Annotated in this window: 24 protein-coding genes; 6 read left to right on the top strand and 18 right to left on the bottom strand. The window is 61.8% G+C overall.

What is annotated here, in order from left to right:
* Positions 1-649 (top strand): TetR/AcrR family transcriptional regulator (locus INT12_RS12415; protein WP_193058864.1); only part of this gene is annotated, 649 nt, incomplete at its 5' end.
* A 168-nt stretch (positions 650-817) separates the two neighbouring features.
* Here INT12_RS12415 and INT12_RS12420 read toward each other — a convergent pair.
* Together INT12_RS12420 and INT12_RS12425 are read right to left on the bottom strand one after the other, a co-directional pair.
* Entirely contained in the window at positions 818-1,879 is a 1,062-nt protein-coding gene (locus INT12_RS12420; protein ID WP_026140166.1) for an FUSC family protein, read from the bottom strand.
* A gap of 23 nt (positions 1,880-1,902) precedes the next feature.
* A complete protein-coding gene (locus tag INT12_RS12425) occupies positions 1,903-3,519 on the bottom strand; it encodes an NADP-dependent glyceraldehyde-3-phosphate dehydrogenase (protein WP_104902875.1) in 1,617 nt (538 codons plus the stop codon).
* A gap of 138 nt (positions 3,520-3,657) precedes the next feature.
* Between INT12_RS12425 and INT12_RS12430 the strand changes: the two genes are divergently transcribed.
* From INT12_RS12430 to INT12_RS12445, 4 genes are all read left to right on the top strand, one after another.
* On the top strand, positions 3,658-4,521 hold the full coding sequence (locus INT12_RS12430) for a Dyp-type peroxidase (RefSeq protein ID WP_017848073.1): 864 nt from the start codon (positions 3,658-3,660) through the stop codon (positions 4,519-4,521).
* Between the two features lie 176 nt (positions 4,522-4,697).
* The gene (locus INT12_RS12435; protein WP_046485032.1) at positions 4,698-6,062 is read left to right on the top strand and encodes an MFS transporter; all 1,365 of its coding nucleotides are present in this window, start codon (positions 4,698-4,700) and stop codon (positions 6,060-6,062) included.
* A gap of 70 nt (positions 6,063-6,132) precedes the next feature.
* Complete coding sequence (locus INT12_RS12440; protein WP_193039421.1) at positions 6,133-7,263, top strand: MFS transporter; 1,131 nt, start codon at positions 6,133-6,135, stop codon at positions 7,261-7,263.
* A 43-nt stretch (positions 7,264-7,306) separates the two neighbouring features.
* A complete protein-coding gene (locus INT12_RS12445; RefSeq protein ID WP_017848070.1) occupies positions 7,307-7,747 on the top strand; it encodes an MEKHLA domain-containing protein in 441 nt (146 codons plus the stop codon).
* Here the strand turns inward: INT12_RS12445 and INT12_RS12450 are convergent.
* Complete coding sequence (locus INT12_RS12450; protein WP_046382904.1) at positions 7,744-8,265, bottom strand: DUF3087 domain-containing protein; 522 nt, start codon at positions 8,263-8,265, stop codon at positions 7,744-7,746. The two genes, INT12_RS12445 and INT12_RS12450, sit on opposite strands and share 4 nt — an antisense overlap.
* A gap of 223 nt (positions 8,266-8,488) precedes the next feature.
* A complete protein-coding gene (locus tag INT12_RS12455) occupies positions 8,489-8,725 on the bottom strand; it encodes a DUF6555 family protein (RefSeq protein ID WP_046382905.1) in 237 nt (78 codons plus the stop codon).
* 120 nt (positions 8,726-8,845) lie between these two features.
* On the opposite strand from INT12_RS12455, the gene INT12_RS12460 reads away from it, so the two are divergent.
* Positions 8,846-9,670, top strand: a complete 825-nt coding sequence (locus INT12_RS12460; protein ID WP_193039422.1) for an arylamine N-acetyltransferase family protein — start codon at positions 8,846-8,848, stop codon at positions 9,668-9,670.
* An 88-nt stretch (positions 9,671-9,758) separates the two neighbouring features.
* On the opposite strand, the gene nuoN is transcribed toward INT12_RS12460, so the two are convergent.
* From nuoN to aceA, 14 genes are all read right to left on the bottom strand, one after another.
* Entirely contained in the window at positions 9,759-11,222 is a 1,464-nt protein-coding gene (gene nuoN, locus INT12_RS12465; protein WP_017848066.1) for an NADH-quinone oxidoreductase subunit NuoN, read from the bottom strand.
* Between the two features lie 7 nt (positions 11,223-11,229).
* Positions 11,230-12,762: an NADH-quinone oxidoreductase subunit M gene (gene nuoM / locus INT12_RS12470; protein ID WP_010566880.1), complete on the bottom strand. Its 1,533-nt coding sequence runs from the start codon at positions 12,760-12,762 to the stop codon at positions 11,230-11,232.
* A gap of 55 nt (positions 12,763-12,817) precedes the next feature.
* Entirely contained in the window at positions 12,818-14,671 is a 1,854-nt protein-coding gene (nuoL, locus tag INT12_RS12475) for an NADH-quinone oxidoreductase subunit L (RefSeq protein WP_017848065.1), read from the bottom strand.
* Positions 14,668-14,976, bottom strand: coding sequence for an NADH-quinone oxidoreductase subunit NuoK (nuoK, locus tag INT12_RS12480; RefSeq protein ID WP_026140165.1), 309 nt, complete (start codon positions 14,974-14,976; stop codon positions 14,668-14,670). The genes nuoL and nuoK overlap by 4 nt, the downstream gene beginning before the upstream one ends.
* Before the next feature lie 2 nt (positions 14,977-14,978).
* Positions 14,979-15,482, bottom strand: coding sequence for an NADH-quinone oxidoreductase subunit J (gene nuoJ / locus INT12_RS12485; protein ID WP_017848063.1), 504 nt, complete (start codon positions 15,480-15,482; stop codon positions 14,979-14,981).
* A gap of 9 nt (positions 15,483-15,491) precedes the next feature.
* Positions 15,492-16,040, bottom strand: coding sequence for an NADH-quinone oxidoreductase subunit NuoI (gene nuoI, locus INT12_RS12490; protein WP_003174725.1), 549 nt, complete (start codon positions 16,038-16,040; stop codon positions 15,492-15,494).
* An 11-nt stretch (positions 16,041-16,051) separates the two neighbouring features.
* Positions 16,052-17,059 (bottom strand): NADH-quinone oxidoreductase subunit NuoH, encoded by a 1,008-nt coding sequence (nuoH, locus tag INT12_RS12495; protein ID WP_017848062.1) that lies wholly within the window; start codon positions 17,057-17,059, stop codon positions 16,052-16,054.
* On the bottom strand, positions 17,056-19,770 hold the full coding sequence (nuoG, locus tag INT12_RS12500; protein ID WP_126585732.1) for an NADH-quinone oxidoreductase subunit NuoG: 2,715 nt from the start codon (positions 19,768-19,770) through the stop codon (positions 17,056-17,058). Before nuoG ends, nuoH begins: the two co-directional genes overlap by 4 nt.
* A 135-nt stretch (positions 19,771-19,905) precedes the next feature.
* Positions 19,906-21,261, bottom strand: coding sequence for an NADH-quinone oxidoreductase subunit NuoF (gene nuoF / locus INT12_RS12505; RefSeq protein WP_017848060.1), 1,356 nt, complete (start codon positions 21,259-21,261; stop codon positions 19,906-19,908).
* Complete coding sequence (nuoE, locus tag INT12_RS12510; RefSeq protein ID WP_017848059.1) at positions 21,258-21,755, bottom strand: NADH-quinone oxidoreductase subunit NuoE; 498 nt, start codon at positions 21,753-21,755, stop codon at positions 21,258-21,260. The genes nuoF and nuoE overlap by 4 nt, the downstream gene beginning before the upstream one ends.
* 2 nt (positions 21,756-21,757) lie before the next feature.
* Positions 21,758-23,542 (bottom strand): NADH-quinone oxidoreductase subunit C/D, encoded by a 1,785-nt coding sequence (gene nuoC / locus INT12_RS12515; protein WP_017848058.1) that lies wholly within the window; start codon positions 23,540-23,542, stop codon positions 21,758-21,760.
* 72 nt (positions 23,543-23,614) lie between these two features.
* The gene (locus INT12_RS12520; protein ID WP_003219572.1) at positions 23,615-24,289 is read right to left on the bottom strand and encodes a NuoB/complex I 20 kDa subunit family protein; all 675 of its coding nucleotides are present in this window, start codon (positions 24,287-24,289) and stop codon (positions 23,615-23,617) included.
* 10 nt (positions 24,290-24,299) lie between these two features.
* Positions 24,300-24,713, bottom strand: coding sequence for an NADH-quinone oxidoreductase subunit A (locus tag INT12_RS12525; protein ID WP_003219575.1), 414 nt, complete (start codon positions 24,711-24,713; stop codon positions 24,300-24,302).
* Between the two features lie 659 nt (positions 24,714-25,372).
* Positions 25,373-26,698, bottom strand: a complete 1,326-nt coding sequence (aceA, locus tag INT12_RS12530; protein WP_017848057.1) for an isocitrate lyase — start codon at positions 26,696-26,698, stop codon at positions 25,373-25,375.
* Between the last annotated feature and the right edge of the window lie 113 nt (positions 26,699-26,811).

Below are 26,811 nucleotides of genomic sequence, written 5' to 3' on the forward strand. Positions count from 1 at the left end.
GCAGATTACCGAGCGTGCCCAGGTGAATCTGGCTGCGGTGAACTATCACTTCGGGGACAAGGACGCCCTGATGAAAACCCTGCTGATGCAGCGCCTGGAGCCGCTCAACGAGCAGCGCCTGGAACTGCTGGCACGCTGCGAAGCCGAATCCGACGGCCCCCTCGATTGCGACACGCTGCTCGGCGTGCTGTTCGCCCCGGCCATGGGCCTGGAGCGCAGCGACCCGGCGAGTGGGGAAGGGCGTTCGTTCATTCGTTTCCTGGGGCGGGTCTACAGCGACACCTCGCCGTTTATCCAGGAATACCTCAAGGTCCATTACCAGCCGGTGTTCCAGCGCTTCTTCGAAGCCTTCGCCCTGGCCTTGCCGGACTTGCCGCGCAACGAACTGGGGGTACGCCTGCAATTTGCCCTCAAGGCGATTTCCGGTGTGATGGCCGGCACCGAACTGCGCCTGCTGATGAACTCCATGAGCCTGGGCCGCCCGGCCACGGATGCCGAAGTAATGGCCAAGTTGATCACGCTGGTCTCGGCGGCGATTCGCGTGCCGCAGCAAAGCCCCGAGGCGCAAGTGGCGTTGGCCAAGGTGCTCGATACCCAGCGCGCCATTCGCGAGCAAGCGTCCGCGCCCGCCGGCAAGGTGGCGCGCTAGCTCGAATCCGGGACAAAAAAAAGCCCGCTGGGGCGGCGGGCTTGATGTACAACGTTTGTAACGGATGAGGCTTCACCCTACGTCCCGCGATGTGAATAAGTCGTGAAAAATATGTAAGAAAAAGTGTGAAAGTGTTGGCGCAGGTAAACGCGCTAAATGCCCTCAGGTTCAGATCTTCCAGCGGCCAGCACTTTTGGCCAACTGCTGGCGCATCTCATCCACATTTGCCGCCAATTGCACGGTCAGCAACCGATACCCATCCAATGCGCTGTAGACCGGCGTATCCAATGTCGGCTCGGTAGCGGTGGCCTGGCTCGGCCGCTCCAACCGTGGTGTCACGCCCGACCTCAGCGCGCGCGCCATGCCCACCAATTGCACGCGAATCTGCCGATGCTCGCCCTTCAACATTACCTGCATCCGCGCCATCGCCTGCTCGTCGCGAGGGTCCGGCCGGGTGTTGCCCAGAATCTCCAGGGTGCTGATGCACATGCGCAAATGCCGCTGGATCGTGTCCAACTGGGTCATGGAGATCCGTACCTCCTTGGACACCGAGGGCATCAACGAACGCAGTTGCAGCATCGCCGTATTCACGTGGCTGAGCAGTTTAAGGTGTTCGTCGTCGGTGACCGATTGACCGCTGATGATGCGGTTATAGATCGCGGCACAGTCGCGCAAGGCACTGGCCAGGTTGTAGCGCCAGGAGTACACGGCATACAGCGGCAAGGCGAAGGAAAACGCCAGGGCCAACGCAATACCGATCAGGATATCGACCGTGCGCCACAGTCCGTCCGACAGCGGATTGTCGCCATGCCCGGCGACGATAAACACGGTGATCGCCGACAACAAGGCGGTGTATCCGCCCTTGCCGATGGCGTGATACGAGAAGAACCCGCACACCACCGACATCAACAAGTAGGTCAGCAGCGGCTGCCCCACATACGTCTCCTGCACCACCAGCAGCAAACCGACGCTGGCGCCGATCAGTGTGCCGTAGGCGCGTTCCATGGCTTTCTTGCCGATATTGCCGTGGTGCTGCAGGCCGCCGATCACCACCAGCATGGTCACCGACGCCCACTCGCCGTGGGGCAGGTTGATGCCGGTGGTCAGCAGGATCGTCGCCAGCAAGCCGATGGACACGCGCACGGCGTGGATCAGCTTGGCATGGCGATAGCGGCGGTAAGGGTCGAGCAGCGGGCGCAGCAGGCGCCGGGCAAATACAGGCAAGTGCAGGTTAATCAACGGCGAGGCGTCCTCTAGAAAATGTAGTCAGTGGTCAAGAAGCTCGAGTTGCGGTTGTGCAGGATCTCGCTGAGCAGTGCCTTGTTACTGTCCTGGAACTTGGTCGCCACCAGGGTGCGGATCGAGAACACACGCAAGGCGTCATGTACCGACAGCGTGCCTTCGGCCGAGTTCTTGCGGCCGTTGAAGGGGAAGGTGTCCGGGCCGCGCTGGCACTGGGCGTTGATATTGATGCGGCCGACCTGATTGGCGAAGGTGTCCACCAGCCGTCCGATTTCGGCCGGGTCGGTGCCGAACAGGCTCAGTTGCTGGCCGAAATCCGATTCCAGTACGTAATCGATCACGGTCTCCAGGTCACGGTAGGGCACGATCGGCACCACCGGGCCGAACTGTTCCTCGTGGTACACGCGCATCTGCGGGTTGACCGGGTACAGCACCGCCGGGTAGAAGAACGAACCGCGACTGACGCCGCCATCGGCATTCATCACGCGGGCGCCGTGTTGGGCTGCATCGGCCACCAGTGCCTTGAGGTAATCGACCTTGCCCACTTCCGGCAGCGGCGTCAGCGCCACGCCGTCGTCCCACGGCATGCCGGGCTTCAAGGTCGCCAACTTGGCGTTGAATTTCTGGATGAAACTGTCGACCACGTCTTCGTGCACAAACAGGATTTTCAACGCGGTGCAGCGCTGGCCGTTGAACGACAGCGAGCCGGTGACCGCTTCGCTGACGGCGTTGTCCAGGTCGACCTGGGGCAGCACGATGCCTGGGTTTTTCGCGTCCAGGCCCAGGGCTGCGCGCAGGCGGTGCGGGCGCGGGTGCAGTTTTTTCAGGTCGCTGGCGGCCTTGTTGGTGCCGATGAACGCGAAGATATCGATCTTGCCGCTGGCCATCAGCGCGCTGACGGTTTCGCGGCCGCTGCCATAGATCACGTTGATCACCCCGGCCGGGAAGCTGTCGCGGAATGCCTCCAGCAGCGGGCGGATCAACAGCACGCCGAGCTTGGCCGGCTTGAACACCACGGTGTTGCCCATGATCAGCGCCGGGATCAGCGTGGTAAACGTCTCGTTCAACGGGTAGTTGTACGGCCCCATGCACAGCGCCACGCCCATCGGTACGCGGCGGATCTGGCCGAGGGTGTCCTGTTCCAGCTCGAAGCGGCTGCTGCGGCGGTCGAGTTCCTTGAGGGCATTGATGGTGTCGGTGATGTAGTCGCAGGTGCGGTCGAACTCTTTCTGCGAGTCCTTGAGGTTTTTGCCGATTTCCCACATCAGCAGCTTTACCACCGCATCACGCTGTTCGCGCATGCGCCGCAAGAACGCTTCGACGTGGCGGATGCGGTCGACCACGCGCATCGTCGGCCATTCCCCCTGGCCGCGGTCATAGGCGCGCACGGCGGCGTCGAGGGCGCTGAGGGCGGTGTCGGCATCCAGCAGTGGCGTGCTGCCGATTTGTACGCGTTCGTCGCCCAGTTGCACCGGGCTGAGGACTTGGGCCAAGGGGCCGTTCCACACCCGCAACTGGCCGTCGACCAGGTAATCGCGCTGTTCGATGGGCGCTCCCAGGCGGAATTGCTCGGGAATATCGGCGGCGCAGGAAGGAAACAGCTGGGCGAGCAGGTTATCGGTGGTCATGTCGCTACCCCTGAAATAGTTGCAAAACATGACTAGAGAGTCACCCAACAACGGGTTCTGTGGCAAGGCTTGCGCGCTTTCTTGTACGCACGGCTGCACATGGCGGGTAAACTGCGAGGCTTTCTTGAAGGAGTTCACATGAGTCAGTACCAGCCGGGCATTCTTGCCGCACCGGTGCCGTTACAGGCACGCCATCTGTTTTTTGCCGTGGACTCCCTGGCCGCTGTACCTGCTGCGTTGAACGCATTGGTGCAGTGGGCGGATTCGGCCGCAGTGGTCGGTCTGGGTGAGCCGCTGGTCAACGCACTGGGCGCGCAGATCGAAGGGCTGCGCGCATTCCCAGCTGTCAGCGCGCCGGGCGCGCACAACCCCTCCACGCAGCAAGCATTGTGGGTGTGGCTGCATGGCGTGGATCGCGGCGAATTGCTCTTGCGCAGCCGTGCGCTGGAGAAAGCCCTGGCCCCGGCGTTCCGCCTGGTGCAGTCGACTGAAGGCTTCCGCTACAAGAGCGGTTTTGACCTGACCGATTACGAAGACGGCACCGAAAACCCCCACGACGATGCCGCCGTCGAAGCCGCGCTGACCGACAGCGGCGCCAGCTTCGCCGCGATCCAGCAATGGCAGCACGACCTCGATGGTTTTGCCGCGTTGCCTGCCCAGGAACGTGACCACATCATCGGTCGCCGCCACGGCGACAACGAAGAACTGGAAGACGCGCCCGAGTCCGCCCACACCAAACGCACCGCCCAGGAAAGCTTCACCCCGGAAGCGTTCGTGGTGCGCCGCTCGATGCCTTGGGCAGAAAACGGCCAGGCTGGCTTGATGTTCCTCGCGTTCGGGCATTCCTTCGATGCGTTTGAAGCGCAACTGCGCCGCATGAGCGGGTTGGAAGACGGCATCGTCGACGGCCTGTACCGCATCAGCACACCGTTGACCGGCGGCTATTACTGGTGCCCGCCGCTCAAGGACGGGCGCCTGGACCTGAGTGCCGTGTCGATCTGACCAGGCGTTTGCCTGGGTCATTGCGTCAGCCCACGCGCCATCACCGATACGGAGTTGGCGCGTTTTTTTTACGGGTGCAGGCAACATGAAGATGTTGACAGCCAACGCATTGGCGACTGGAAAAAATCGTCGCAGCCCGTAATCTAGAGGCCTTTTGTCACCTGTGCGGATTGTGCATGTCTTCTGTTGCCGATGGGCTGCCCCTGAATAAACGCCTGCCGGCGGTGATCGCCATTTCCCTGGGCATCGGCATGGCGACCCTGGACACGGCCATCGTCAACACGGCGCTGCCGACCCTGGCCGACGGCATTGGCACCGACTCCGCGTCGGTGATCTGGGTGGTCAACGCCTACCAGTTGGCGATCATTGCCACGGTGTTGCCCTTCGCTTCGCTGAGCGATGTGCTCGGGCACCGTCGGGTGTACCTCGGTGGCTTGTTGCTGTTTATCGTATCGTCGCTGTTTTGCGGGATCGCCGGGTCGCTGGTGACGCTCACGGCGGCGCGGGTGGTGCAGGGGCTCGGTGCGGCCGCGATCATGAGCGTCAACACGGCGTTGCTGCGGCATATCTATCCGTCGCGCATGCTCGGGCGCGGCCTGGGCTATAACTCGCTGGTGGTGGGGCTGGCGTTCACGCTCGGGCCGACGGCGGCGTCGGCGATCCTGTCGGTGGCGAGTTGGCACTGGCTGTACCTGATCAACGTGCCGCTGGGCTTGCTGGCGCTGATGTTGGGCCTGCGCTCATTGCCGGTCATTCCCATGGCCGGGCATGCCTTCGATCGCCTCGCCGCGCTGTTGTGTGCCGGGCTGTTCGCCTTGCTGGTGCTTGGCCTGGGGACGGCGGTGCATGGCGCCCAAGGTGCGTTGACCCTGGGCCTGATCGCGCTGGCGCTGGTCTGCGGCGCGCTGCTGCTGCGCCGCCAGGCCGGGCACCCGGCGCCGATGCTGGCAGTGGACTTGTTCAAGCGCCCGGTGTTTGCGCTGTCTTCGCTCACGGCGATCTGCGCCTTCAGTGCCCAGGGCCTGGCCTTTGTGTCGCTGCCGTTTCTGCTGCAGGCAGTGCTCGGGCACAGCCAGGTGGAGACCGGCTTTCTAATGACGCCCTGGCCTGCGGTGGTGGCGGTGATGGCGTTGGTCGCCGGGCGCCTGGCCGACCGCGTGTCCCTCGGCCTGTTGTGTGGGATCGGCCTGTTGATGCTGAGCGTGGGCATGGCGGCCCTGGCGACGTTGCACAATGATGCGTCGGCGTTCGAGATCGGCTGGCGCATGGCCTTGTGCGGAGCCGGTTTCGGGTTCTTCCAGTCGCCCAACCTCAAGGCATTGATGACCAGCGCACCCTTGGCTCGCAGCGGCGGGGCCAGTGGCATTGTGGCGATCTCGCGGTTGCTGGGGCAGACGCTGGGAGCGTCGCTGGTGGCGTTGTGTTTTCACTGGTCCCTGGGCAGCGGCCCGCACTACGCGTTGTGGCTGGGCTGTGCGTTTGCGTTGGTGGGCAGTGTGGCCAGCGGCCTGCGGTTGTTGCCGTATGACAAAAAGGTTTAATCGAGCGTTGTAAAAAACCGTTCGAGAAGGCTACGGTGGCGACCTGAATATTTCGGGATGTTTCAGATTTATGGCAAGCCAGGCCCAACGCACTGCCGACATCACCTCCCGCCGCGCCGCGCTGACCTTGGCTTTATGCCTGCCCAGTGATGTGTTGCTTTATCTGTTGCTGCCCATGGAATCCCAGGCGTTCGGCATCACGCTGGCCCAGGCCGGGGTGCTGCTGGCGGCCAACCGATTGGTGCGGATTTTCGGTTACCGCCACGTGCTCAATTTCTATGCCCGCCACGGCGATCGTCTGACCTGCATGATCGCCGCCGGTGCCGCGACGCTGTGTGCCTTGGGTAACTCGATGCTGTCGGGCTTCGCTGCATTGCTGGGCTTGCGGCTGGTCTGGGGCCTGTGTTTTGCCGCGTTGAACCTGTCGACCCAAGTGCTGGCGACCGCCGAGCCGACGGGTGCCGCACGCCGGGCAGGGCGGTCGCGGGCCTTGATCGCCCTCGGGCCGATGCTCGCATTGCCGCTCGGCGGCTGGCTGACCTTATGGGCCGGACCGCGTCCGATCTTTCTGATTCTCGGCGGATGCTGCCTGCTGGGCTTGTGGATGGCGCGGGGGTTGCCTACTGTCGGCCATGATTTGCACAGCAGTCCGGGGCGCCGTTTCAAGTGGCCCGACAGCGTGGCGCTGTGGTCGTTTATTGAAGGCGTGGCGCTGGATGGGCTGTTTATCTTTGGTCTGTCGATCCAGGCACAGAAGCTTCTCGGGGGCGACGCGGTGTTGATCGCCGGTGCCTTGATGGCCTTGCGTTATGTCTCGGAAATGCTCCTGAGCCCGCTGGGCGGTCGCGCCGCGCAACGCTTCGGCGCCACGTCGATGCTGTTGTTGTTTTCGTTCCTGAGCGCTTTGGCCCTGGCAGCATTCGGCAGTTATTGGGTGATCGTCGGCGCGGCGGCAGTGCTGGTGTTGCGGGCGTTGCAGTTGCCCCTGGTGACGACCTTGGTGGCCGAACGCAACCCCGGTTCGATGCGCGTGTCGGCATTGGCCTCCAACGCGGTATGGCGCGATATCGGCGCCGGCCTCGGGCCGCTGCTGGCGGGGTTGTTGCTGCCGGTCGCCGCGGCCCCTTGGGTGTTTGGCCTGGCGGGCGCCGCGATAGCCATCAGCGCCGTGTTCTGCTGGCGGGCAAAGCGTTCCAACTGACAATGTGAGGTAGTGTGTGACCCGACAAGAAGACTGTGTACGCGTGCTGGATGACGCCTATCGACACTGGACCGGCCAGGGCTTGCCGGCGCCCGAGCATCTGGACGCAGAGCAACGCCTGACCTGGCTGCATGCCCATGCGCCCTACAGCCTGCTGGCCCACGATGGCGCAGCGGACCCGCGGTTTAACTACGCCAATGCGTGCGCCTTGGCGTGCTTCAAATACCCGCGCGAGACCTTCATCGGCATGCCGTCACGCTTCAGCGCCTCGGAACTCGACCGCGCCGCGCGCCAGGTGTTATTGGAGCACGTCAGCGCCAACGGCATCGCCCATGGCTACAGCGGCTGGCGGGTGGATGCACATCAGCAGCCGTTCATGATCCATGCCGGTGTGGTGTGGACGTTGCTCGATGCCGCCGGCCTGCCGTGTGGGCAGGCGGCGCTGTTCTGGCCGGATGCGCAGCGTATCGGGGTGTTGGCTTAAGCGCCTTTGAAACTGTCCAGCCAGGACGGGTCGAAACGGGTTTGCTCGGTATCGAGCCCCAACGCTTGCATCTTCGCCCTATGTGCCTCGATCTCGCCGACCAACTGCACCTGGGCGCTGGAGTTGGCATCCAGCTCATGCATCTGCGTCAGCCCCAGGTGATAGAACCGCAGCACCTTGAGCGCCGTCGGGTCATTGGCTTGCACGCGGTCGGTGACCTTGTGCATCACGTTGGTCACGCGCATCAGGTTGCGCTTGAGCTGCCAGCCATACACTGCCGGCGCCAGCCATGGCTGGGTCCAGAACGGGCCGCGCACCAGGGCGAGGGTGATCAACACCCCGGCAAACACCCCACCCACGTTGTAGCGAAAGTTGTCGCCGCCGGCTTCGCCAAACAGCATCACCGCCAGGCTCGACAACAGCATCGCCAGGGCCACGAACAACACGGCCACGATCAACGTACTGCGGCGGGTCTGCTGGCGGTAGGTGATGGGGTCGCAGGGTTTGAGTTCGAACATCCGGGAAAAATCTCCTTGGCGTTTGTAGGGGATAGGGCAGGGCGGCATCTTCTCATGCTTGGCGATGGGGTGTGCGGTTAACACGTTGAGCGAAGGCGTGTGGGGCGTTCTCTATGATCGATTACAAGCAGCCCCGGCCCGGATCGCACACGCAATGCCCCGAAAGAGCGTGAGCAACCAAATGATGTCGAAAAAAAGCCCCGTCGTTGAACGGGGCGTTTGTTTATTTGGGCGGTACCCAGTTGACGTCGGTGATGCCGTACTTCTCGGCCCAGGGCCGGGTGGTTTTTTTCACCTGTTCGTGGCCGACCCGACCGATGCGGCTGACATGCGCAATATCGGCATCAACGGCCGCCCAGTGCCAGGCCTCGGCGTTATTCATCACTTCGGCACGCACCACGAAAGACTTCGGTTGACCGTGCAGTTGATAGGTAATGGTGTAGATTTTTGCGCTACTCATGTTGCCTCCCTGTCTTGTTATAGATGGATAGGAAAGCGTTTAAAAAGGTTCATTCGAAATGACAAATTGCCGGTCCGGACGGCATAGTGGGGCCTTCGCCACGCGCCCAAGGATCGCGTCATGTCCCGCCTGACCCAAAGCCACCTGTACCTGCAACGCCTGGGCTACGCTGCGCCGCCACCGCCGACTCTGCAAACCTTGCGGGACCTGCAATTGCGGCATGTGTGTACGTTCGCCTTTGAAAGCCTGTCGACCCTGCTGCGCTTGCCGGTGCCGATCGACCTGCCCAGCGTCGAACAAAAAGTCTTGCTCGATGGACGCGGCGGGTATTGCTATGAACTGAACCAACTGTTTCTGGAACTGCTGCAGGAGCTGGGCTTCGACGCACGCGGCATCACCGGACGGGTCGTGATGGGCGGGCCACCGGATGCACACACCGCGCGTACCCATCGCCTGAGCCTGGTGACGGTGGACGGTGTGCGCTATATCTGCGACGTCGGCTTTGGCGGCATGGTGCCGAGCAGCCCGTTGCTGCTGGACAGCGAAGCGATCCAGGCCACCGCCCACGAACCCTTTCGGCTGACCGTTAAGCACGGCAGCTACACCCTGTGGGCCGAGGTCGGCGGGGAGTGGCGTGGCTTGTATGTGTTCGACCTGCAGGTGCAGGCAGACATTGACTATGAAATCGGCAACTGGTACGTCTCCACCCACGCGGACTCGCCGTTTCTCGGTCAGTTGAAAGTGGCACTGCTCGCGGCGGGTAAGCGTCACACCTTGAACAACGGCCACTATGCGATGCACTCCCTGGACGGTTCCAGCGAAAAACGCGCGATAGCCAGTGCCGATGAATTGCTTGATGTGCTGCGCGGCACCTTTGGCCTTCGCTTACCGGTGCATCAGCGGCTTCGCGAAACGCTCGATGGTTTAGTGTCGGCCAATCTTTAGACGCATTGAGGCCGCATCTTCTCTGGCCCATAAACGCAAAAACGGCACCCGAAGGTGCCGTTTCTGTTTACTGCGTACCGCTAAGCGATCAAACGCCCAGTACCGCGTGCTGCACCAAAGTGAGCAACGGTTGTGGGTACACGCCGAGGAAGAAGGCGAGCACGGCGATGGCCAGCAGCATCACGCCACCGGCTTTCTGTTCCCAGTGCAGCTCGGCATCCACACGACGCAGGTTTGGCTCGATCAGGTACAGGGTGACCATCACGCGCAGGTAGTAGAACACGCCGATGGCGCTACCCAGGATGAGCGAGGCAACCAGCCACCATTGATGCGCTTCAACGCCGGTCGCGATGATGTAGAACTTGCCGATAAAGCCTGCAGTCAGCGGGATACCGGCCAGGGACAGCATCATCAGGGTCAACACGGCGGTCAGGTACGGACGGCGCCAGAACAGGCCGCGGTATTCGTACAGGGCGTCGGCGTCACGGCCTTTGTAAGGCGAGGACATCAGGGTGATGACACCGAAGGCGCCGAGGCTGGTGATCACGTAGGTGACCAGATACACGCCGATCGCTTCCAGGGCCAGGCCTTTGCTCGCCACCAGGGCGATCAGCAGGTAGCCGAAGTGGGCGATGGACGAGTAACCCAGCAGACGCTTGAGGTTGTTCTGGGTCAGCGCCAGCAGGTTACCGAACAGGATCGAGGCAACGGCGATCACGCTCAGTACGTCGCTCAACACGCCGGTGTTGGCCGCCGGGGAGATCTGGAACAGACGCACCACCACCGCAAACACCGCAACTTTCGTCGCCGTGGCCAGGAACGCGGCCACCGGCGCCGGAGCGCCTTCGTACACGTCCGGTGTCCACAGGTGGAAGGGCACCAGCGACAGTTTGAAAGCCAGGCCGATCAGCATCATCGCCAGGCCCAGTTGGGCGATCGGCGCAGGCATGCTGGTGGCCGCCAGGGCGTGGCCGATACCGGTGAAGCTCAGGCTGCCGGCTTCGGCGTAGAGCAGGGCCATACCGAACAACAGGAACGCGGAACCGGCGGCCGACAGCACCATGTACTTGATGCCGGCTTCCAGGGAACGCTTGTTGAAGAAGGCGTAGGCCACCAGGCCGTAGGTCGGGATCGACAGCAGTTCCAGGCCGATGAACAAGCCAGCCAGGTGCTGCGCGCTGACCAGCACGATACCGCCGGCCGCAGCCAGCAGGATCAGCAGGTACAGCTCTTCGCGGTTGCCCGGGTAGCCGGTGCCGCCTTCGCCGAGGTAGGCGTGGGCGAGGGTGACGCAGGCCAGGGTGGCGACGAGGATCAACGCGATATACAGCAGCGCGAAGTCATCGATCATCATCAGCGGAGTCACCGCCAGGGGCGCGACCTTGAGTGCCGGGATGATCGACAGCAAGGCCAGGTTCAAACCCGCACAGGACAGCAGGAAGGTTTGCGCATGATTGCGACGCCAGGCGATCGACAGCATCACCACCACAATGGTGAGGCTGGTGATCAGCAGCGGCGCAAGCGCGATAAAGTGTTGGATCGTGAATTCCATAGCGCTCTTACCGGGCCGAAGCGAGTTGAGAGAAGGCGGTGCCGAACCACTGCTGCACGCCATGCATCGTTGCGGCAGAAGTGTCCAGGAACGGTTGCGGGTACACGCCGATGTAGATCAGCAGGACCGCCATACCGAGCACCATGATCAGTTCGCGAGCATCCATCCCGCGCAGGACGGTGTCGGACTTGGCCGGACCGAAGTACGCACGGTGGATCATGATCAGCGAGTAGACCGAACCGAATACCAGGCCGGAAGTAGCGATGGCGCTGATCCACGGTGTCTGCACGAAGGTCCCCATCAGGATCAGGAACTCGCCGATGAAGTTGCCGGTGCCCGGCAAGCCCAGGGACGCGGCGGCAAAGAACAGGCTGATCGCCGGCAGGTAGGCGATGCGCGACCACACGCCACCCATCTCACGCATGTCACGGGTGTGCAGGCGCTCGTACAACTGACCACTGAGGATAAACAGTGCGGCGGCTGAAACACCGTGCGCCAACATCTGGATCACGGCGCCTTGCAACGCCACCTGGCTGCCGGAGTAGATACCGATCAGTACGAAACCCATGTGGGAAACGGACGAGAAGGCAACCAGACGCTTGATGTCGGTTTGCGCGAAGGCCAGGAACGCACCGTAGAAGATCCCGATCAGACCCAGGGTCATGGCGATCGGCGCGAACTCGGCCGAGGCATTCGGGAACAGCGGCAGGGCGAAACGCAGCAGGCCGTAGGCCGCCGTCTTCAGCAGGATACCGGCCAAGTCCACGGAACCGGCGGTCGGCGCCTGGGCGTGGGCATCCGGCAGCCAGGAGTGGAACGGCACCACCGGCAGCTTCACCGCGAAGGCGATGAAGAAGCCCAGCATCAGGATGTACTCGGTGGTCAGGGACATCTTGGTTTTCAACAGATCGGCGTAGTTGAAGGTAATCACGCCCGTGCTGTTGAAGTTGACCAAGACCAGACCCAGGATCGCCACCAACATGATCAGGCCGGAAGCCTGGGTGAAGATGAAGAACTTGGTCGCCGCGTAGATCCGGGTTTTCTTGCCGTCCGAAGAACTATGACCCCAGAGCGCGATGAGGAAGTACATCGGCACCAGCATCATTTCCCAGAAGAAGAAGAACATGAACAGGTCGAGGGCGAGGAACACGCCGACCACGCCGCCCAGGATCCACATCAGGTTCAGGTGGAAGAAGCCCACGTGACGCTGGATCTCTTTCCAGGAGCAGAGTACCGAGAGGACACCCAGCAGGCCGGTCAGCAGGATCATCAGCAACGACAGGCCGTCGAGGGCCAGGTGTACGTTGATGCCGAAGCGCTGGATCCAGACGTGCTTGAACTCAAGCGCCCAGGTCGGATCGGCGCCAGGCGCCGGAGCAAATGAATAGTCGCCATGGGCCCACAGCCAGAGGCCGAGCGCGAGTTCCAGGGACATGGTCAGCAACGCAATCCAGCGGGGGAGGGTGGCGCCGAAGCGTTCACCCATCCAGCAGAGCAGGCCGCCGATAAAGGGGATCAGGATTAGCCAGGGCAGAATCATGACGGGCTCGTTTCCTTTCGCAAGTTCGCAAAGTTCGCAATGTACTTAGACATGGTCAGACCGCTACCACAACGATGGCGCCGATCACCAGAACGGCACCGGCCGCCATGGAAGCTGCATACCAACGTAATTGGCCAGTCTCGCTGCGGCTCAGGGCGGTGTGGCTAGCCTTGGCGGCACGCGGGATCAAACCGATGGTCTGGTCGAGCGGGTCTTTGCGCAGTACGTGGCTGATCGCAAGGTAAGGCTTGACGAACAGTTTGTCGTAGATCCAGTCGAAGCCCCAGGCGGCGAACCACCAGGCCGAAAGGAAACGGCCGATGCCACTGTTGGCGACGGCAGTGACGAAGCGACGCTTGCCGAGGAACAGCAGGGCCGCCAGCAGGATACCCGCGATGGCAATGGCGCCCGAGGCGATTTCCAGGCTGTGCTGGGCTTCGCCGCCGGCATGGCCGACGCTTTCCGGCAGTACGCCGGCCAGTGGCGGGGTGATCATGGCGCCGATGAAGGTCGACAGGATGATCAGCACCGACAGTGGCAGCCAATGGGAGATGCCGTGGCCTGCGTGTGCTTCGGTCTTGGCTTCACCGTGGAAGGTGATGAAGATCAGGCGGAAGGTGTACAGCGAGGTCATGAACGCACCCACCAGGCCTGCGTAGAGCAGGTTCTGGTTACCGCTGGCAAAGGCTTCCCAGAGGATTTCGTCTTTCGAGTAGAAACCGGCGGTCACCAATGGCAGGGCTGCGAGTGCGGCACCGCCGACGATGAAGCTGGCGTAGGCCAGTGGCAGTTTCTTCCACAGGCCGCCCATCTTGAAGATGTTCTGCTCGTGGTGGCAGGCGACGATCACCGCACCGGAGGCGAGGAACAGCAGGGCCTTGAAGAACGCGTGGGTCATCAGGTGGAAGATCGCCGCGTCCCAGGCGCCGACGCCCAGGGCCAGGAACATGTAGCCGATCTGGCTCATGGTCGAGTAGGCGAGGATACGCTTGATGTCGGTCTGCACCAGCGCGGCGAAGCCGGCCAGTACCAGGGTCACGCCGCCGACCACGCCCACCAGGTGCAGGACGTCCGGCGCCAGGGTGAACAGGCCGTGGGTACGGGCGATCAAGTAGACACCCGCGGTCACCATCGTTGCGGCGTGGATCAGTGCCGAAACAGGCGTCGGGCCGGCCATTGCATCCGCCAGCCAGGTTTGCAGCGGCAGTTGCGCGGATTTACCGACAGCGCCGCCCAGCAGCATCAGGGTCGCCAGGGTGATCCAGAAGTCGCCGACCTGGAATTTCTGCGGTGCCAGCACCAGCAGTTCCTGGATGTTCAGCGTGCCCACCTGTTGGAACAGGATGAACAGGCCGATGGCCATGAACACGTCGCCGATCCGGGTCACGATAAAGGCTTTGAGTGCCGCGTTACCGTTGTTGCGGTTGCTGTAGTAGAAACCGATCAACAGGTACGAGCACAGGCCCACGCCTTCCCAGCCGAAGTACAGGAACAACAGGTTATCGCCCAGCACCAGGAACAGCATGCTGGCGATAAACAGGTTGGTGTACGCGAAGAAGCGCGAGTAACCGGCTTCACCGCGCATGTACCAGGACGCGAACAGGTGGATCAGGAAACCTACACCCACCACCACGCCGAGCATGGTGATCGACAGGCCGTCGACGTAGAGGGCGAAGTTGGGCTTGAAGCCCTCCACCGACATCCACTGCCACAACACCAGGGTGTAGTGGCCGCCTTCCGGCGGCGCGACGTTGAATTGCCAGATGACGTAGGCGGCGACAATCGCCGACAGGCCGATGGAGCCCACGCCGACCAGGGCCGAGAGGTTTTCCGACCAGCGTCCGCGAGAGAACGACAGCAGCAGGAAACCGATCAGGGGAAATACGAAAGTCAGAAAGATCATGTTCATCCGCGCATCTCACTGGCAGCGTCGATATCAAGCGTGTGGAAGCGACGATACAGTTGCAGCAGGATCGCCAGGCCAATACTGGCCTCGGCGGCTGCCAGGCTGATCACCAGGATGAACATGACTTGTCCATCCGGCTGGCCCCAACGGCTACCTGCCACGATGAACGCCAGTGCCGCAGCGTTCATCATGACTTCCAGGCTCATCAACACGAACAAAATGTTACGGCGAACCATCAGGCCGACCAGGCCAAGGCAGAACAGGATGCCGGCGACCGCCAGACCATGCTCCAAAGGGATAGCAGGCATCATCATTGCTCCTTGGCTTCGTTACGGCCCAAGTGGAAGGCGGTGATGACTGCGGCGAGCAGCAGCATCGAAGCCAGTTCGACCACCAGCAGATACGGGCCGAACAGGCTGACGCCCACGGCCTTCGCGCCAACGGTGGTGTGGCCGATGGCCTGGCCGCTCTGGTGAGCGAACAGGACATACAGCAGTTCAGCCAGCAGCAGCGCGGCGAGGACCACCGGGCCGAGCCAGATGCCCGGCTTGAGCCAGACGCGTTCCTGGGCGACCGAGGCCGGCCCGAGGTTGAGCATCATCACCACAAATACGAACAGCACCATGATGGCGCCAGCGTAGGCGATCACTTCCAGTACACCGGCGAACGGTGCGCCGAGGCTGAAAAAGGTCATGGCCACGGCGATCAGCGAAATGATCAGGTAGAGCAGGGCGTGCACGGGGTTGGTGTTGGTGACCACGCGAAGCGTGGACACCACTGCAATACCCGATGCGAAATAGAAAGCGAATTCCATCTTTCTTCCTTAAGGCAGCAAGCTCTTCACGTTGATCGGCTCGGCTTCGTTTTGTGCGGCGCCTTTCGGCTTACCGGCAACGGCCATACCTGCAACACGATAGAAGTTGTAATCAGGGTTTTTACCGGGACCAGAGATCAGCAGATCTTCTTTCTCGTACACCAGGTCCTGACGTTTGAACTCGGCCATCTCGAAATCCGGTGTGAGCTGGATCGCGGTGGTCGGGCAAGCTTCCTCGCAGAGGCCGCAAAAAATGCAGCGCGAGAAGTTGATGCGGAAGAAGTCCGGGTACCAGCGACCGTCTTCGGTTTCAGCTTTCTGCAGGGAGATGCAACCCACCGGGCACGCCACGGCGCACAGGTTGCAGGCTACGCAACGCTCTTCGCCATCGGGGTCGCGGGTCAGTACGATGCGGCCGCGATAGCGCGGCGGCAGGTACACCGCTTCTTCCGGGTATTGCAGGGTGTCGCGTTTGCGAAAGCCGTGACCGAACACCATCACCAGGCTTCGCAACTGGGTACCGGTACCCTTAACGATGTCGCCAATATATTTGAACATGGGTCAAATCCTCACTGAACCGCGCCCGCGGGCGTGTTCAACAACACAACGGCAGCCGTCACCAGCAAATTGATCAGGGTCAGCGGCAGGCAGAAGCGCCAGCTGAAATCCATCACCTGGTCATACCGTGGACGCGGAATGGAAGCGCGCAGCAGGATAAACAGCATGATGAAGAACGCGGTCTTCAGTAAGAACCAGAAGATCGCCAGCTGCGGCAGGATGCCGAACGGACCGTGCCAGCCGCCGAAGAACAGCGTGACCAGCAGGGCCGAGATCAAGATGATGCCGATGTACTCACCGACGAAGAACATGCCCCATTTCATGCCGGCATATTCAATGTGGTAACCGTCGGCCAGTTCCTGTTCCGCTTCCGGTTGGTCGAACGGGTGACGGTGAGTCACGGCGACGCCAGCGATGAAGAACGTACAGAAGCCAAAGAACTGCGGAATGATGAACCACAGGTTCTGCGCCTGGTACTCGACGATGTCGCGCATGTTGAACGAGCCGACCTGCACCACGATGCCCATCAGCGCGAGGCCCATGAACACTTCGTAGGACACGGTCTGGGCCGAGGCCCGCAAGCTGCCCAGCAGGGCGAACTTGTTGTTACTGGCCCAGCCGGCGAACAGCACCGCGTAGACCGACAAGCCGGCCATGGCGAAGAAGAACAGCAAGCCGATGTTCAGGTCCGCCACGCCCCAGGTCGGGGTGATCGGGATGATCGAGAAGGCGATCAGCAAGGCGCTCATGGCCACGACCGGTGCCAGGGTGAAGATCACCTTGTCGGCAAACGGCGGGGTCCAGTCTTCCTTGAAGAACATTTTCAGCATGTCGGCAGCGATCTGGAACATGCCGAACGGGCCAACGCGGTTCGGACCGTAACGGTCCTGCCACCAGCCCAGCAGGCGACGTTCGACGAAGCTGAGCAGGGCGCCCGCCACGACCACGGCCAACAGGATCACGATGGCCTTGACGACCGCAATGATCACATCGATGACTTCAGGGGTGAACCAGGTCATTGCGCTGCCTCCTGCAGACCGTCAACGGTTTGGCCAAAGATCGACGGTGGAATACCGGCGATGCCTTTTGGCAGTGCAACCAGGCCGGCACCCAACTCGTCGTTGATGCGCAGCGGCAGACGCAGGGTCTTGCCCGCGACGTTCAGACTGAGCAGGGCACCATCGTTGACGCCGAGACGGTCGGCTTCGGACTTGGCCAGGGACACGTAGGCAGCCGGGATGCGTTCTTGAACCGGTGCGGCTTTGGACGAGGTCTCGTCGCTGCCGAACAGGTGGAAGAACGGCACAACCTGCCAGGTGCCCTGGGCCGGGTTGAACGGACGCGGTACGGCGGCGAACCAGTTCAACGCATCGCCCTGGGGTTCGATCAGGCGGGTGCCCGGGTCGCCAGCGCGGATGTGACCACCGACTTCGTCCTGGAACTTGTTCCAGGCCTGCGGCGAGTTCCAGCCCGGCGACCAGGCAAACGGCACCTGCTGACGCGGCTCGACCGAACCCGAGTAACCTTCCATGGAGAAGGCGAACGCGGTGTCGTTGTCTTGCGGAGTACGCGGTTCATGCACGCTGATGTCGGCCCGCATGGCGGTACGACCGGAGTAGCGCAGCGGTTCACGGGCGAGTTTCATGCCCTTGATGCGGAACGCGGCGGACGGTGCAGCGTCGACGATACGCGCCAGTTGCGGGGCGCTCGCCGCGACGGCTGCAGTGACGTGGTCGAGTTGGGTCCAGTCGATCGGCTGATTGAGCAGAGTCGAGCGCAGGGCATGCAGCCAGCGCCAGCCTTCGTGAACCAGGATGCTGGCATCCATGTACTTCGGATCGAACACCTGGAAGAAGCGCTGGGCGCGGCCTTCCTGGCTGACCAGGGTACCGTCGCCTTCGGCGAAGGTCGCGGCCGGCAATACCAGGTCGGCACGCTCGCTGGTGGCGGTCTTCTGGTGGTCGGCGACGATCAGGACTTTGGCGGCGTTCAGCGCGGCGTCGACCTTGGCCGAGTCCGTGCGGGTGTACAGATCGTTTTCCAGCACTACCAGGGCGTCGGCTTTGCCGTCGATCACGGCTTGCAGGGCGCTGTCGACGGACTCGCCACCGAGCATGGCCAGGCCGAGGCTGTTGGCTTCCGGCACGATCAGGCTGATGGAACCGTTCTTCTCGCGCAGCTTCAAGGCCTTGGCGATGTTGGCCGCCGCTTCGATCAGCGCCTTGGAACCCAGCGAGGTGCCGGCGATGATCAGTGGGCGCTTGGCCGCCAGCAGGGCGTCGGCGATGCGTTGGGCAAGTGCCATTGCTTCCGCGTCCAGGCCTTCGACGGCCGGCGCGCTGGCGTCAAGGGCGTGGGCCACGGCGAAACCGAGGCGGGCCAGGTCATCTGGCGCTGCGTGTACGCATTCTTCGGCGATGTCGTCGAGCTTGGTTTCGGCCAGGCTGGCGATAAACAGCGGGTTCAGCGCGTGCTGGCCGATGTTTTTCACCGCGGCGTCGAGCCAAGGCTGTACGCGCATGGCGTCGGCCATGGCTTCGGCCTTGCCTTTGACCGACTGGCGCAGCGACAGGGCCATACGTGCGGCGGTCTGGGTGAGGTCTTCACCGAGCACGAAGATCGCATCGTGGTCTTCGATGTCGCGCATGTTCGGCACTGGCAGCGGGCTGTCGTTCAGCACTTGCAGGACCAGGCGGATGCGCTCCAGTTCAGCGGCTTCGATACCGCAGTAGAAGTGCTCGGCGCCGACCAGTTCGCGCAACGCGTAGTTGCTTTCGAGGCTGGCACGCGGCGAACCGATGCCGACGATGTTGCGACCGCGCAGCAGGTCGGCGGCTTTATCCAGGGCTTCGTCGGTGTTCAGCTTCGCGCCGCTGGCCAGCAGTGGCTGGCGTGGGCGGTCTTCGCGGTTGACGTAGCCATAGCCGAAACGGCCACGGTCGCACAGGAAGTACTGGTTGACCGAACCGTTGAAACGGTTTTCGATGCGACGCAGTTCGCCGTAGCGCTCGCCCGGGGAGATGTTGCAACCGCTGGAGCAGCCATGGCAGATGCTCGGGGCGAATTGCATGTCCCACTTGCGGTTGTAGCGCTCGGAGTGCGTCTTGTCGGTGAACACACCGGTCGGGCAGACCTCGGTGAGGTTGCCGGAGAATTCGCTTTCCAGTACGCCGTCTTCAACGCGACCGAAGTACACGTTGTCGTGGGCGCCGAAGACGCCGAGGTCGGTGCCGCCCGCGTAGTCTTTATAGAAGCGCACGCAGCGGTAGCAGGCGATGCAGCGGTTCATTTCGTGGGAAATGAACGGGCCCAGTTCCTGGTTCTGGTGGGTGCGCTTGGTGAAGCGATAGCGGCGCTCGTTGTGGCCGGTCATCACCGTCATGTCTTGCAGGTGGCAGTGGCCGCCTTCCTCACAGACCGGGCAGTCGTGAGGGTGGTTGGTCATCAGCCATTCGACGACACTGGCGCGGAACGCCTTGGATTCTTCATCGTCGATGGAGATCCAGGTGTTGTCGGTGGCTGGGGTCATGCAGGACATGACGATGCGACCACGGGTGTCGTTCTCGTCGGTGTACTGCTTGACCGCACACTGGCGACAGGCACCGACGCTACCAAGAGCGGGGTGCCAGCAGAAATAAGGGATGTCGAGGCCTAGTGACAGACACGCCTGTAACAGGTTGTCTGCCCCGTCGACTTCGAGCGCTTTGCCGTCTACGTGGATAGTGGCCATGGTTCAAAGATCTTCGTTGGCCCGTTGTCAGCGGGCGTGGCTAATGGAATCTTGTTATTCATGTGCATCAACACAGCCTTGACGGCGTCAGCACATGACGAGGCGAAGGGCACGGACCCTTCGCCTGTTTAAGCGTTACGCGCCGACTACGATCGGCCTCGCCAGAGGCGGGACGGCGGCGCTGGTAGGCGCGATGCCGGCTTCGAACTCCGAGCGGAAATATTTGATTGCGCTGCCCAATGGCTCCACGGCGCCCGGTGCGTGAGCACAGAAGGTCTTGCCTGGGCCGAGGAAACCGACCAGCCCCAGCAGGGTTTCGATGTCACCCTCGCGGCCTTCGCCTTTTTCCAGCGCCATCAGCAGCTTGACGCTCCACGGCAGACCGTCGCGGCACGGGGTGCAGAAACCGCAGGATTCACGGGCAAAGAACTGCTCCATGTTGCGCAGCAGCGAGACCATGTTCACGGTGTTGTCCACCGCCATCGCCAGGCCAGTACCCATCCGGGTGCCCACCTTGCCGATGCCGCCGGCATACATCTGTGCGTCGAGGTGCTCGGGGAGCAGGAAGCCGGTACCGGCGCCGCCTGGCTGCCAGGCCTTGAGGGTGTAGCCGTCGCGCATGCCGCCGGCGTAGTCCTCGAACAGTTCGCGCGCGGTCACGCCAAACGGCAGTTCCCACAAGCCAGGGTTCTTGACCTTGCCGGAGAAGCCCATGAGCTTGGTGCCCATGTCTTCACTGCCTTCGCGGGCCAACGATTTGTACCAGTCCACGCCGTCGGCAATGATCGCCGGCACGTTGCACAGGGTTTCGACGTTGTTCACGCAGGTCGGCTTGCCCCACACGCCGACGGCGGCAGGGAAGGGCGGCTTGGAGCGCGGGTTGGCGCGGCGGCCTTCGAGGGAGTTGATCAGTGCGGTTTCTTCACCGCAGATATAACGCCCGGCGCCGGTGTGTACGAACAGTTCGAAGTCGAAACCCGAACCGAGGATGTTCTTGCCCAGCAGGCCCGCAGCCTTGGCTTCTTGCACGGCACGGTTGAGGTGCTTGGCGGCGGTGGTGTATTCGCCACGCAGGAAGATGTAGCCGCGGTAGGTTTTCAGCGCGCGGGCGCTGATCAGCATGCCTTCGATCAGCAGATGGGGCAGTTGCTCCATCAGCATGCGGTCTTTCCAGGTGTTTGGCTCCATTTCATCCGCGTTGCACAGCAGGTAGCGGATGTTGATGGATTCGTCTTTGGGCATCAGGCCCCACTTCACGCCAGTGGGGAAGCCTGCGCCGCCGCGGCCCTTGAGGCCGGCGTCCTTCACGGTCTGGACGATATCGTCCTGGGCCATGTCGGCGAAGGCTTTGCGCGCAGCGGCGTAACCGTTCTTGGCCTGGTACTCCTCGAGCCATACCGGCTCGGCATCGTCACGCAGGCGCCAGGTCAGCGGGTGAGTCTCGGGCGACCGCTTGATGCGGTTGGCCGGGCCGAAGGAAGTCAGGGTCATGGGTAGCCCTCGAGCAATTGGGTCACGCCAGCAGGCTGCACGTCACCGAATGTGTCGTCGTCGATCATCAACGCCGGCGCCTTGTCGCAGTTGCCCAGGCAGCACACCGGCAGCAGCGTGAAGCGGCCGTCCGGGGTGGTCTGGCCGAGGCCGATGCCAAGCTTGTTCTGGATCTCGCTGACCACCGACTCGTGACCACCGATGTAGCAGACCATGCTGTCGCATACGCGAATGATGTGGCGGCCCACCGGCTGGCGGAAGATCTGGCTGTAGAACGTGGCCACGCCTTCAACGTCGCTGGCGGGGATGCCGAGGATCTCGCCGATGGCGTAGAGAGCGCCGTCCGGCACCCAGCCACGTTCCTTCTGGACGATCTTCAAGGCTTCGATCGACGCCGCGCGCGGGTCTTCGTAGTGATGCAGCTCGTGCTCGATGGCCGAGCGCTCGGTTTCACTCAAGGTGAAACGGTCTGTCTGGATAAGCGTGTTATTCATGCTTAGCGGTCCACGTCGGCCATAACGAAATCGATACTACCCAGGTACGCAATCAAGTCCGCGACCATCTCGCCTTTGATCACCGAAGGGATCTGCTGCAAGTGCGGGAAGCTTGGAGTACGAATCCGGGTGCGGTAGCTCATGGTGCCGCCATCGCTCGTCAGGTAATAACTGTTGATACCCTTGGTCGCTTCGATCATCTGGAAGGATTCGTTGGCCGGCATCACCGGGCCCCACGAAACTTGCAGGAAGTGCGTGATCAGGGTTTCGATGTGCTGCAGCGTGCGCTCTTTCGGCGGCGGCGTGGTCAGCGGGTGATCCGCCTTGTACGGGCCGGCCGGCATGTTGCGCAGGCACTGGTCGATGATCTTGATGCTCTGGCGCATCTCTTCGACGCGGACCATGCAGCGGTCATAGGCATCGCCGTTCGCAGCCAGCGGTACTTCGAATTCGAAGTTCTCGTAGCCGGAGTACGGACGGGCCTTGCGTAGGTCGAAATCGCAACCGGTGGAACGCAGGCCGGCACCGGTGACGCCCCATTCCAGGGCCTCTTTGGTGTTGTAGGCGGCGACGCCGATGGTCCGACCCTTGAGGATGCTGTTGTCCAGGGCGGCCTTGGTGTATTCGTCGAGACGCTTGGGCAGCCAGTCGACGAATTCCTTGACCAGCTTTTCCCAGCCGCGCGGCAGGTCGTGGGCCACACCGCCGATGCGGTACCAGGCCGGGTGCAGGCGGAAACCGGTGATGGCTTCGATGACTTTGTAGGCGCGCTGACGGTCGGTGAAGGTGAAGAACACCGGAGTCATGGCGCCGACGTCCTGGATGTAGGTCCCCAGGAACAGCAGGTGGCTGGTGATCCGGAAGAACTCGGCCATCATGACGCGGATGGTGTCGACGCGGTCGGGCACCTTGATGCCGGCCAGCTTCTCGACCGAGAGCACGTAAGGCAGGTTGTTCATCACGCCGCCGAGGTAGTCGATACGGTCGGTGTACGGGATGAAGCTGTGCCAGGACTGGCGCTCGGCCATCTTCTCGGCACCACGGTGGTGGTAGCCGATGTCCGGCACGCAGTCGACGATTTCTTCGCCGTCCAACTGCAGGATGATACGGAAGGCACCGTGTGCCGAAGGGTGGTTCGGGCCCAGGTTGAGGAACATGTAGTCCTCGTTGGTGCCGGAACGCTTCATGCCCCAGTCTTCCGGACGGAAGCGTGCGGCTTCTTCTTCCAGTTGCTGTTTGGCCAGGGTCAGGCTGAACGGGTCGAATTCGGTGGCGCGGGCAGGGTAGTCCTTGCGCAGCGGGTGACCTTCCCAGGTCGGCGGCATCATGATGCGCGACAGGTGCGGGTGGCCCGGGAAGTCGATACCGAACATGTCCCAGACTTCACGCTCGTACCAGCTGGCGTTGGGCCAGATGCCGGTGACGGTCGGCACGCTCAGGTCGCTTTCGGAGAGGGCGACCTTGATCATTACGTCGCTGTTACGTTCGATCGACAGCAGGTGATAGAACACGGTGAAGTCGACGCCGCTCGGCAGCCCCTGGCGCTTGGTGCGCAGACGCTCGTCCACGCCATGCAGGTCATAGAGCATGACGTACGGCTTGGGCAGGTTGCGCAGGAAGGTCAGGACTTCGACGAGCTTGGCGCGCGCCACCCACAGCACCGGCATGCCGGTACGTGTGGCCTGGGCGGTGAAGGCGTCAGGGCCAAAACGGTTATTGAGTTCGACGACCACATCCTGGTCGTCTGCCTTATAAGGCGGGATGTACAGAGCACTGCCTGTAGTCATGGTTTTTTATCGCTTTCGGTCAACGTAAAGAATGAAGCCAGGTTTTCGTTCTATAAAAGAAGCGGCTCTGGATCAGACTTCGTCGGGGCTGCGCAGGTTGGTGACCTGAATACGCTGTTCGCGGCGCTGTTCCTTTTGTGACGGCATCTCGGCGCGGTAAACGCCTTGATCTCCGACAACCCAGGAAAGTGGGCGACGCTCCTTGCCAATCGATTCCTGCAACAGCATCAAGCCTTGCAGAAATGCTTCGGGGCGGGGCGGGCAGCCAGGCACGTAGACGTCCACGGGCAGGAACTTGTCCACCCCCTGAACAACGGAGTAGATGTCGTACATGCCACCGGAGTTGGCGCACGAACCCATGGAGATAACCCACTTCGGCTCGAGCATTTGCTCGTAGAGACGCTGAATGATCGGCGCCATCTTGATAAAGCAGGTACCGGCGATAACCATGAAATCCGCCTGACGCGGCGAGGCCCGGATCACTTCGGCGCCGAAGCGCGCGATGTCGTGGGGCGCCGTGAAGGCGGTGGTCATTTCCACGTAGCAGCAGGACAGACCGAAGTTGTACGGCCACAGGGAGTTTTTACGCCCCCAGTTGACCGCGCCGCTCAGCACGTCTTCCAGCTTGCCCATGTAGATGTTTTTGTGGACTTGGTCTTCTAACGGATCGGAAACGGTTTCCCGTTCGCCGATGGGGTACTGCTCGTTAGGAGCATCCGGGTCGATCCTGGTGAGATTGTATTGCATCGCCAAAGCCTCATTGTTTCAGCTTCGCTTGCCGCTTGCGACGAGCTTCCGGAGCCCAATCAAGGGCGCCCACTCGAAATAGGTAGACAAGGCCTGCCAACAGAATTGCTATGAAAACGAGGGCTTCGACGAATCCGGTCCAGCCGCTTTCGCGGACGGACACAGACCAGGCAAAGAGAAAGAGGGCTTCGATATCGAAGATCACGAAGAGCATCGCGACCAGATAGAATTTGGCTGAGAGCCGCAAGCGGGCGCCACCTGTGGGCAGCATGCCGGACTCGAACGGTTCGTTTTTGCTGCGGCCCCAGGCTTTTGACCCGAGTAGGCTGGAGACGCCGAGCATGAAGGCACAGAGGCCGACAACACCGAGGAGGAAAATGGCAAAGCCCCAGTTGTGGGCCATGAGTCCTGTCGCTTCGGTCATGCTGGTAATCCTTAGCAGAGAGCAAAGGTCTCTGAGCTCGAAAAAGTAACAATGCAGTGACGATATGTCGCAGCGCAATCAATCGCGGTGATTTTATGGCTAAACACCGGGCAAGTAAAATTCATATAGCGAAATTATTCGGTGGAATAAGCACATAGTACGCCTCCGTAGGGCTGCAGCCCTTGAGTTACGGGCATTAGCCGGCTTTTTATCAAATATGTTTTGTTTAACCTGTAACGACGCTTTCATGGTCCAAATGATAATGAATGTTATTTGGGTGGGCGTTAAGCGGGTGGTTGCGGTGTGGTGCAGGAAGTTGTCGTTACTTGCTTGATTACCGCTAGTTGCCGGAGCGCATCTTTTAACTGATTTATCTGAACCAAATACCGCTTTGGATCAATGTTTCACACAAATTCTTCTGGTTGGCCCATTCCTTGATGTGGGAGGGGGCTTGCCCCCGATGGCGGTGGATCAGCAGCAGAGGTATTGACTGGCACACCGTAATCGGGGGCAAGCCCCCTCCCACATTTTTGAGCTTTGTGGTGTCAGGTGGGGATTTTCTTTGGGCAAAAAAACGCCCCGAACCAGTCGGGGCGTCAGGTCGTGCGGCATTGCGGTTAGCTGTTTACCGGGGCCGCAATGGCCGTTTGCTCAGTCACTCAGTGGAACTGTTCTTCTTCGGTCGAACCGGTCAGCGCGGTCACGGACGAGGTGCCGCCCTGGATCACGGTGGTCATGTCGTCGAAGTAGCCGGTGCCCACTTCCTGCTGGTGAGCCACGAAGGTGTAACCCTTGGCGGCGTCAGCGAATTCCTGCTCCTGCAGTTTCACGTAGGCGGTCATGTCGTTGCGGGCGTAGTCGTGCGCCAGGTTGAACATGCTGTGCCACATGTTGTGAATGCCGGCCAGGGTGATGAACTGGTGCTTGTAGCCCATGGCGGACAGTTCGCGCTGGAACTTGGCGATGGTCGCGTCGTCCAGGTTTTTCTTCCAGTTGAAGGAAGGCGAGCAGTTGTAGGACAGCAGTTGGTCCGGGTATTCCTTTTTGATCGCTTCGGCGAAACGACGGGCTTCTGCCAGGTCCGGCTTGGCGGTTTCGCACCAGATCAGGTCGGCGTAAGGCGCATAAGCCAGGCCGCGAGCGATGGCCTGGTCGAGACCGGCGCGCACTTTGTAGAAGCCTTCCTGGGTACGTTCGCCAGTGACGAACGGTTGGTCATACGGGTCGCAGTCCGAAGTCAGCAAGTCGGCAGCGTTGGCGTCGGTACGGGCCAGGATGATGGTCGATGTGCCGGCAACGTCAGCCGCCAGACGGGCAGCGGTCAGCTTTTGTACAGCTTCCTGGGTCGGTACCAGTACCTTGCCGCCCATGTGGCCGCATTTCTTCACCGAGGCCAGTTGGTCTTCGAAGTGAACGCCGGCGGCGCCTGCTTCGATCATGCTCTTCATCAGCTCGTAGGCGTTCAGCACGCCGCCGAAACCGGCTTCGGCGTCAGCCACGATCGGCGCGAAGTAGTCGATGTAGCCTTCGTCGCCTGGGCCTTTACCGGCTTTCCACTGGATCTGGTCGGCGCGACGGAACGAGTTGTTGATGCGCTTGACCACGGTCGGTACGGAGTCCACCGGGTACAGCGATTGGTCGGGGTACATGGATTCAGCGGAGTTGTTGTCCGCTGCCACTTGCCAGCCGGACAGGTAGATCGCCTGGATACCGGCTTTTACCTGTTGGACTGCCTGGCCACCGGTCAGGGCGCCCATGCAGTTGACGAAATCTTTGTCGGGACGGAAGGATGGCTTGGCGCCCTGGGTGACCAGGTTCCACAGCTTCTCGGCGCCGAGTTTTGCAAAAGTGTGCTCAGGTTGAACCGAGCCACGCAGGCGGACGACGTCAGCAGCGGAATAAGCGCGGGTCACGCCTTTCCAGCGTGGGTTTTCAGCCCAGTCTTTTTCAAGGGCTGCAATTTGCTGTTCGCGTGTCAGTGCCATGGAGATAAACCTCGTCGCATAGGTCTGGGTGGAAAATTCCGTTTGCCAGCCACGTATACAGTGCGTGGGCTTGGCTGCTCGCTGACCAGAAGCACAGGTGTTCAAGTCAAGTC

The sequence above is a fragment of the Pseudomonas sp. K8 genome (genome assembly GCF_014889455.1).
Lineage (GTDB): Bacteria > Pseudomonadota > Gammaproteobacteria > Pseudomonadales > Pseudomonadaceae > Aquipseudomonas > Aquipseudomonas veronii.

Excerpts from the sequence above, each read along its gene's own strand:
- nuoI (WP_003174725.1), bottom strand. The coding sequence starts at position 16,040 with ATGTTCAAATATATTGGCGACATCGTTAAGGGTACCGGTACCCAGTTG.
- INT12_RS12520 (WP_003219572.1), bottom strand. The coding sequence starts at position 24,289 with ATGCAATACAATCTCACCAGGATCGACCCGGATGCTCCTAACGAGCAG.
- INT12_RS12450 (WP_046382904.1), bottom strand. The coding sequence starts at position 8,265 with ATGTTCGAACTCAAACCCTGCGACCCCATCACCTACCGCCAGCAGACC.
- nuoK (WP_026140165.1), bottom strand. The coding sequence starts at position 14,976 with ATGCCTGCTATCCCTTTGGAGCATGGTCTGGCGGTCGCCGGCATCCTG.
- nuoM (WP_010566880.1), bottom strand. The coding sequence starts at position 12,762 with ATGATTCTGCCCTGGCTAATCCTGATCCCCTTTATCGGCGGCCTGCTC.
- INT12_RS12430 (WP_017848073.1), top strand. The coding sequence starts at position 3,658 with ATGAGTCAGTACCAGCCGGGCATTCTTGCCGCACCGGTGCCGTTACAG.
- INT12_RS12525 (WP_003219575.1), bottom strand. The coding sequence starts at position 24,713 with ATGACCGAAGCGACAGGACTCATGGCCCACAACTGGGGCTTTGCCATT.
- INT12_RS12440 (WP_193039421.1), top strand. The coding sequence starts at position 6,133 with ATGGCAAGCCAGGCCCAACGCACTGCCGACATCACCTCCCGCCGCGCC.
- nuoH (WP_017848062.1), bottom strand. The coding sequence starts at position 17,059 with ATGACCTGGTTCACCCCTGAAGTCATCGATGTGATCATTGCGGTCGTC.
- nuoE (WP_017848059.1), bottom strand. The coding sequence starts at position 21,755 with ATGAATAACACGCTTATCCAGACAGACCGTTTCACCTTGAGTGAAACC.
- INT12_RS12460 (WP_193039422.1), top strand. The coding sequence starts at position 8,846 with ATGTCCCGCCTGACCCAAAGCCACCTGTACCTGCAACGCCTGGGCTAC.
- nuoC (WP_017848058.1), bottom strand. The coding sequence starts at position 23,542 with ATGACTACAGGCAGTGCTCTGTACATCCCGCCTTATAAGGCAGACGAC.
- nuoG (WP_126585732.1), bottom strand. The coding sequence starts at position 19,770 with ATGGCCACTATCCACGTAGACGGCAAAGCGCTCGAAGTCGACGGGGCA.
- INT12_RS12435 (WP_046485032.1), top strand. The coding sequence starts at position 4,698 with ATGTCTTCTGTTGCCGATGGGCTGCCCCTGAATAAACGCCTGCCGGCG.
- nuoL (WP_017848065.1), bottom strand. The coding sequence starts at position 14,671 with ATGAACATGATCTTTCTGACTTTCGTATTTCCCCTGATCGGTTTCCTG.
- aceA (WP_017848057.1), bottom strand. The coding sequence starts at position 26,698 with ATGGCACTGACACGCGAACAGCAAATTGCAGCCCTTGAAAAAGACTGG.
- nuoJ (WP_017848063.1), bottom strand. The coding sequence starts at position 15,482 with ATGGAATTCGCTTTCTATTTCGCATCGGGTATTGCAGTGGTGTCCACG.
- INT12_RS12455 (WP_046382905.1), bottom strand. The coding sequence starts at position 8,725 with ATGAGTAGCGCAAAAATCTACACCATTACCTATCAACTGCACGGTCAA.
- INT12_RS12425 (WP_104902875.1), bottom strand. The coding sequence starts at position 3,519 with ATGACCACCGATAACCTGCTCGCCCAGCTGTTTCCTTCCTGCGCCGCC.
- nuoN (WP_017848066.1), bottom strand. The coding sequence starts at position 11,222 with ATGGAATTCACGATCCAACACTTTATCGCGCTTGCGCCGCTGCTGATC.
- nuoF (WP_017848060.1), bottom strand. The coding sequence starts at position 21,261 with ATGACCCTGACTTCCTTCGGCCCGGCCAACCGCATCAAGCGGTCGCCC.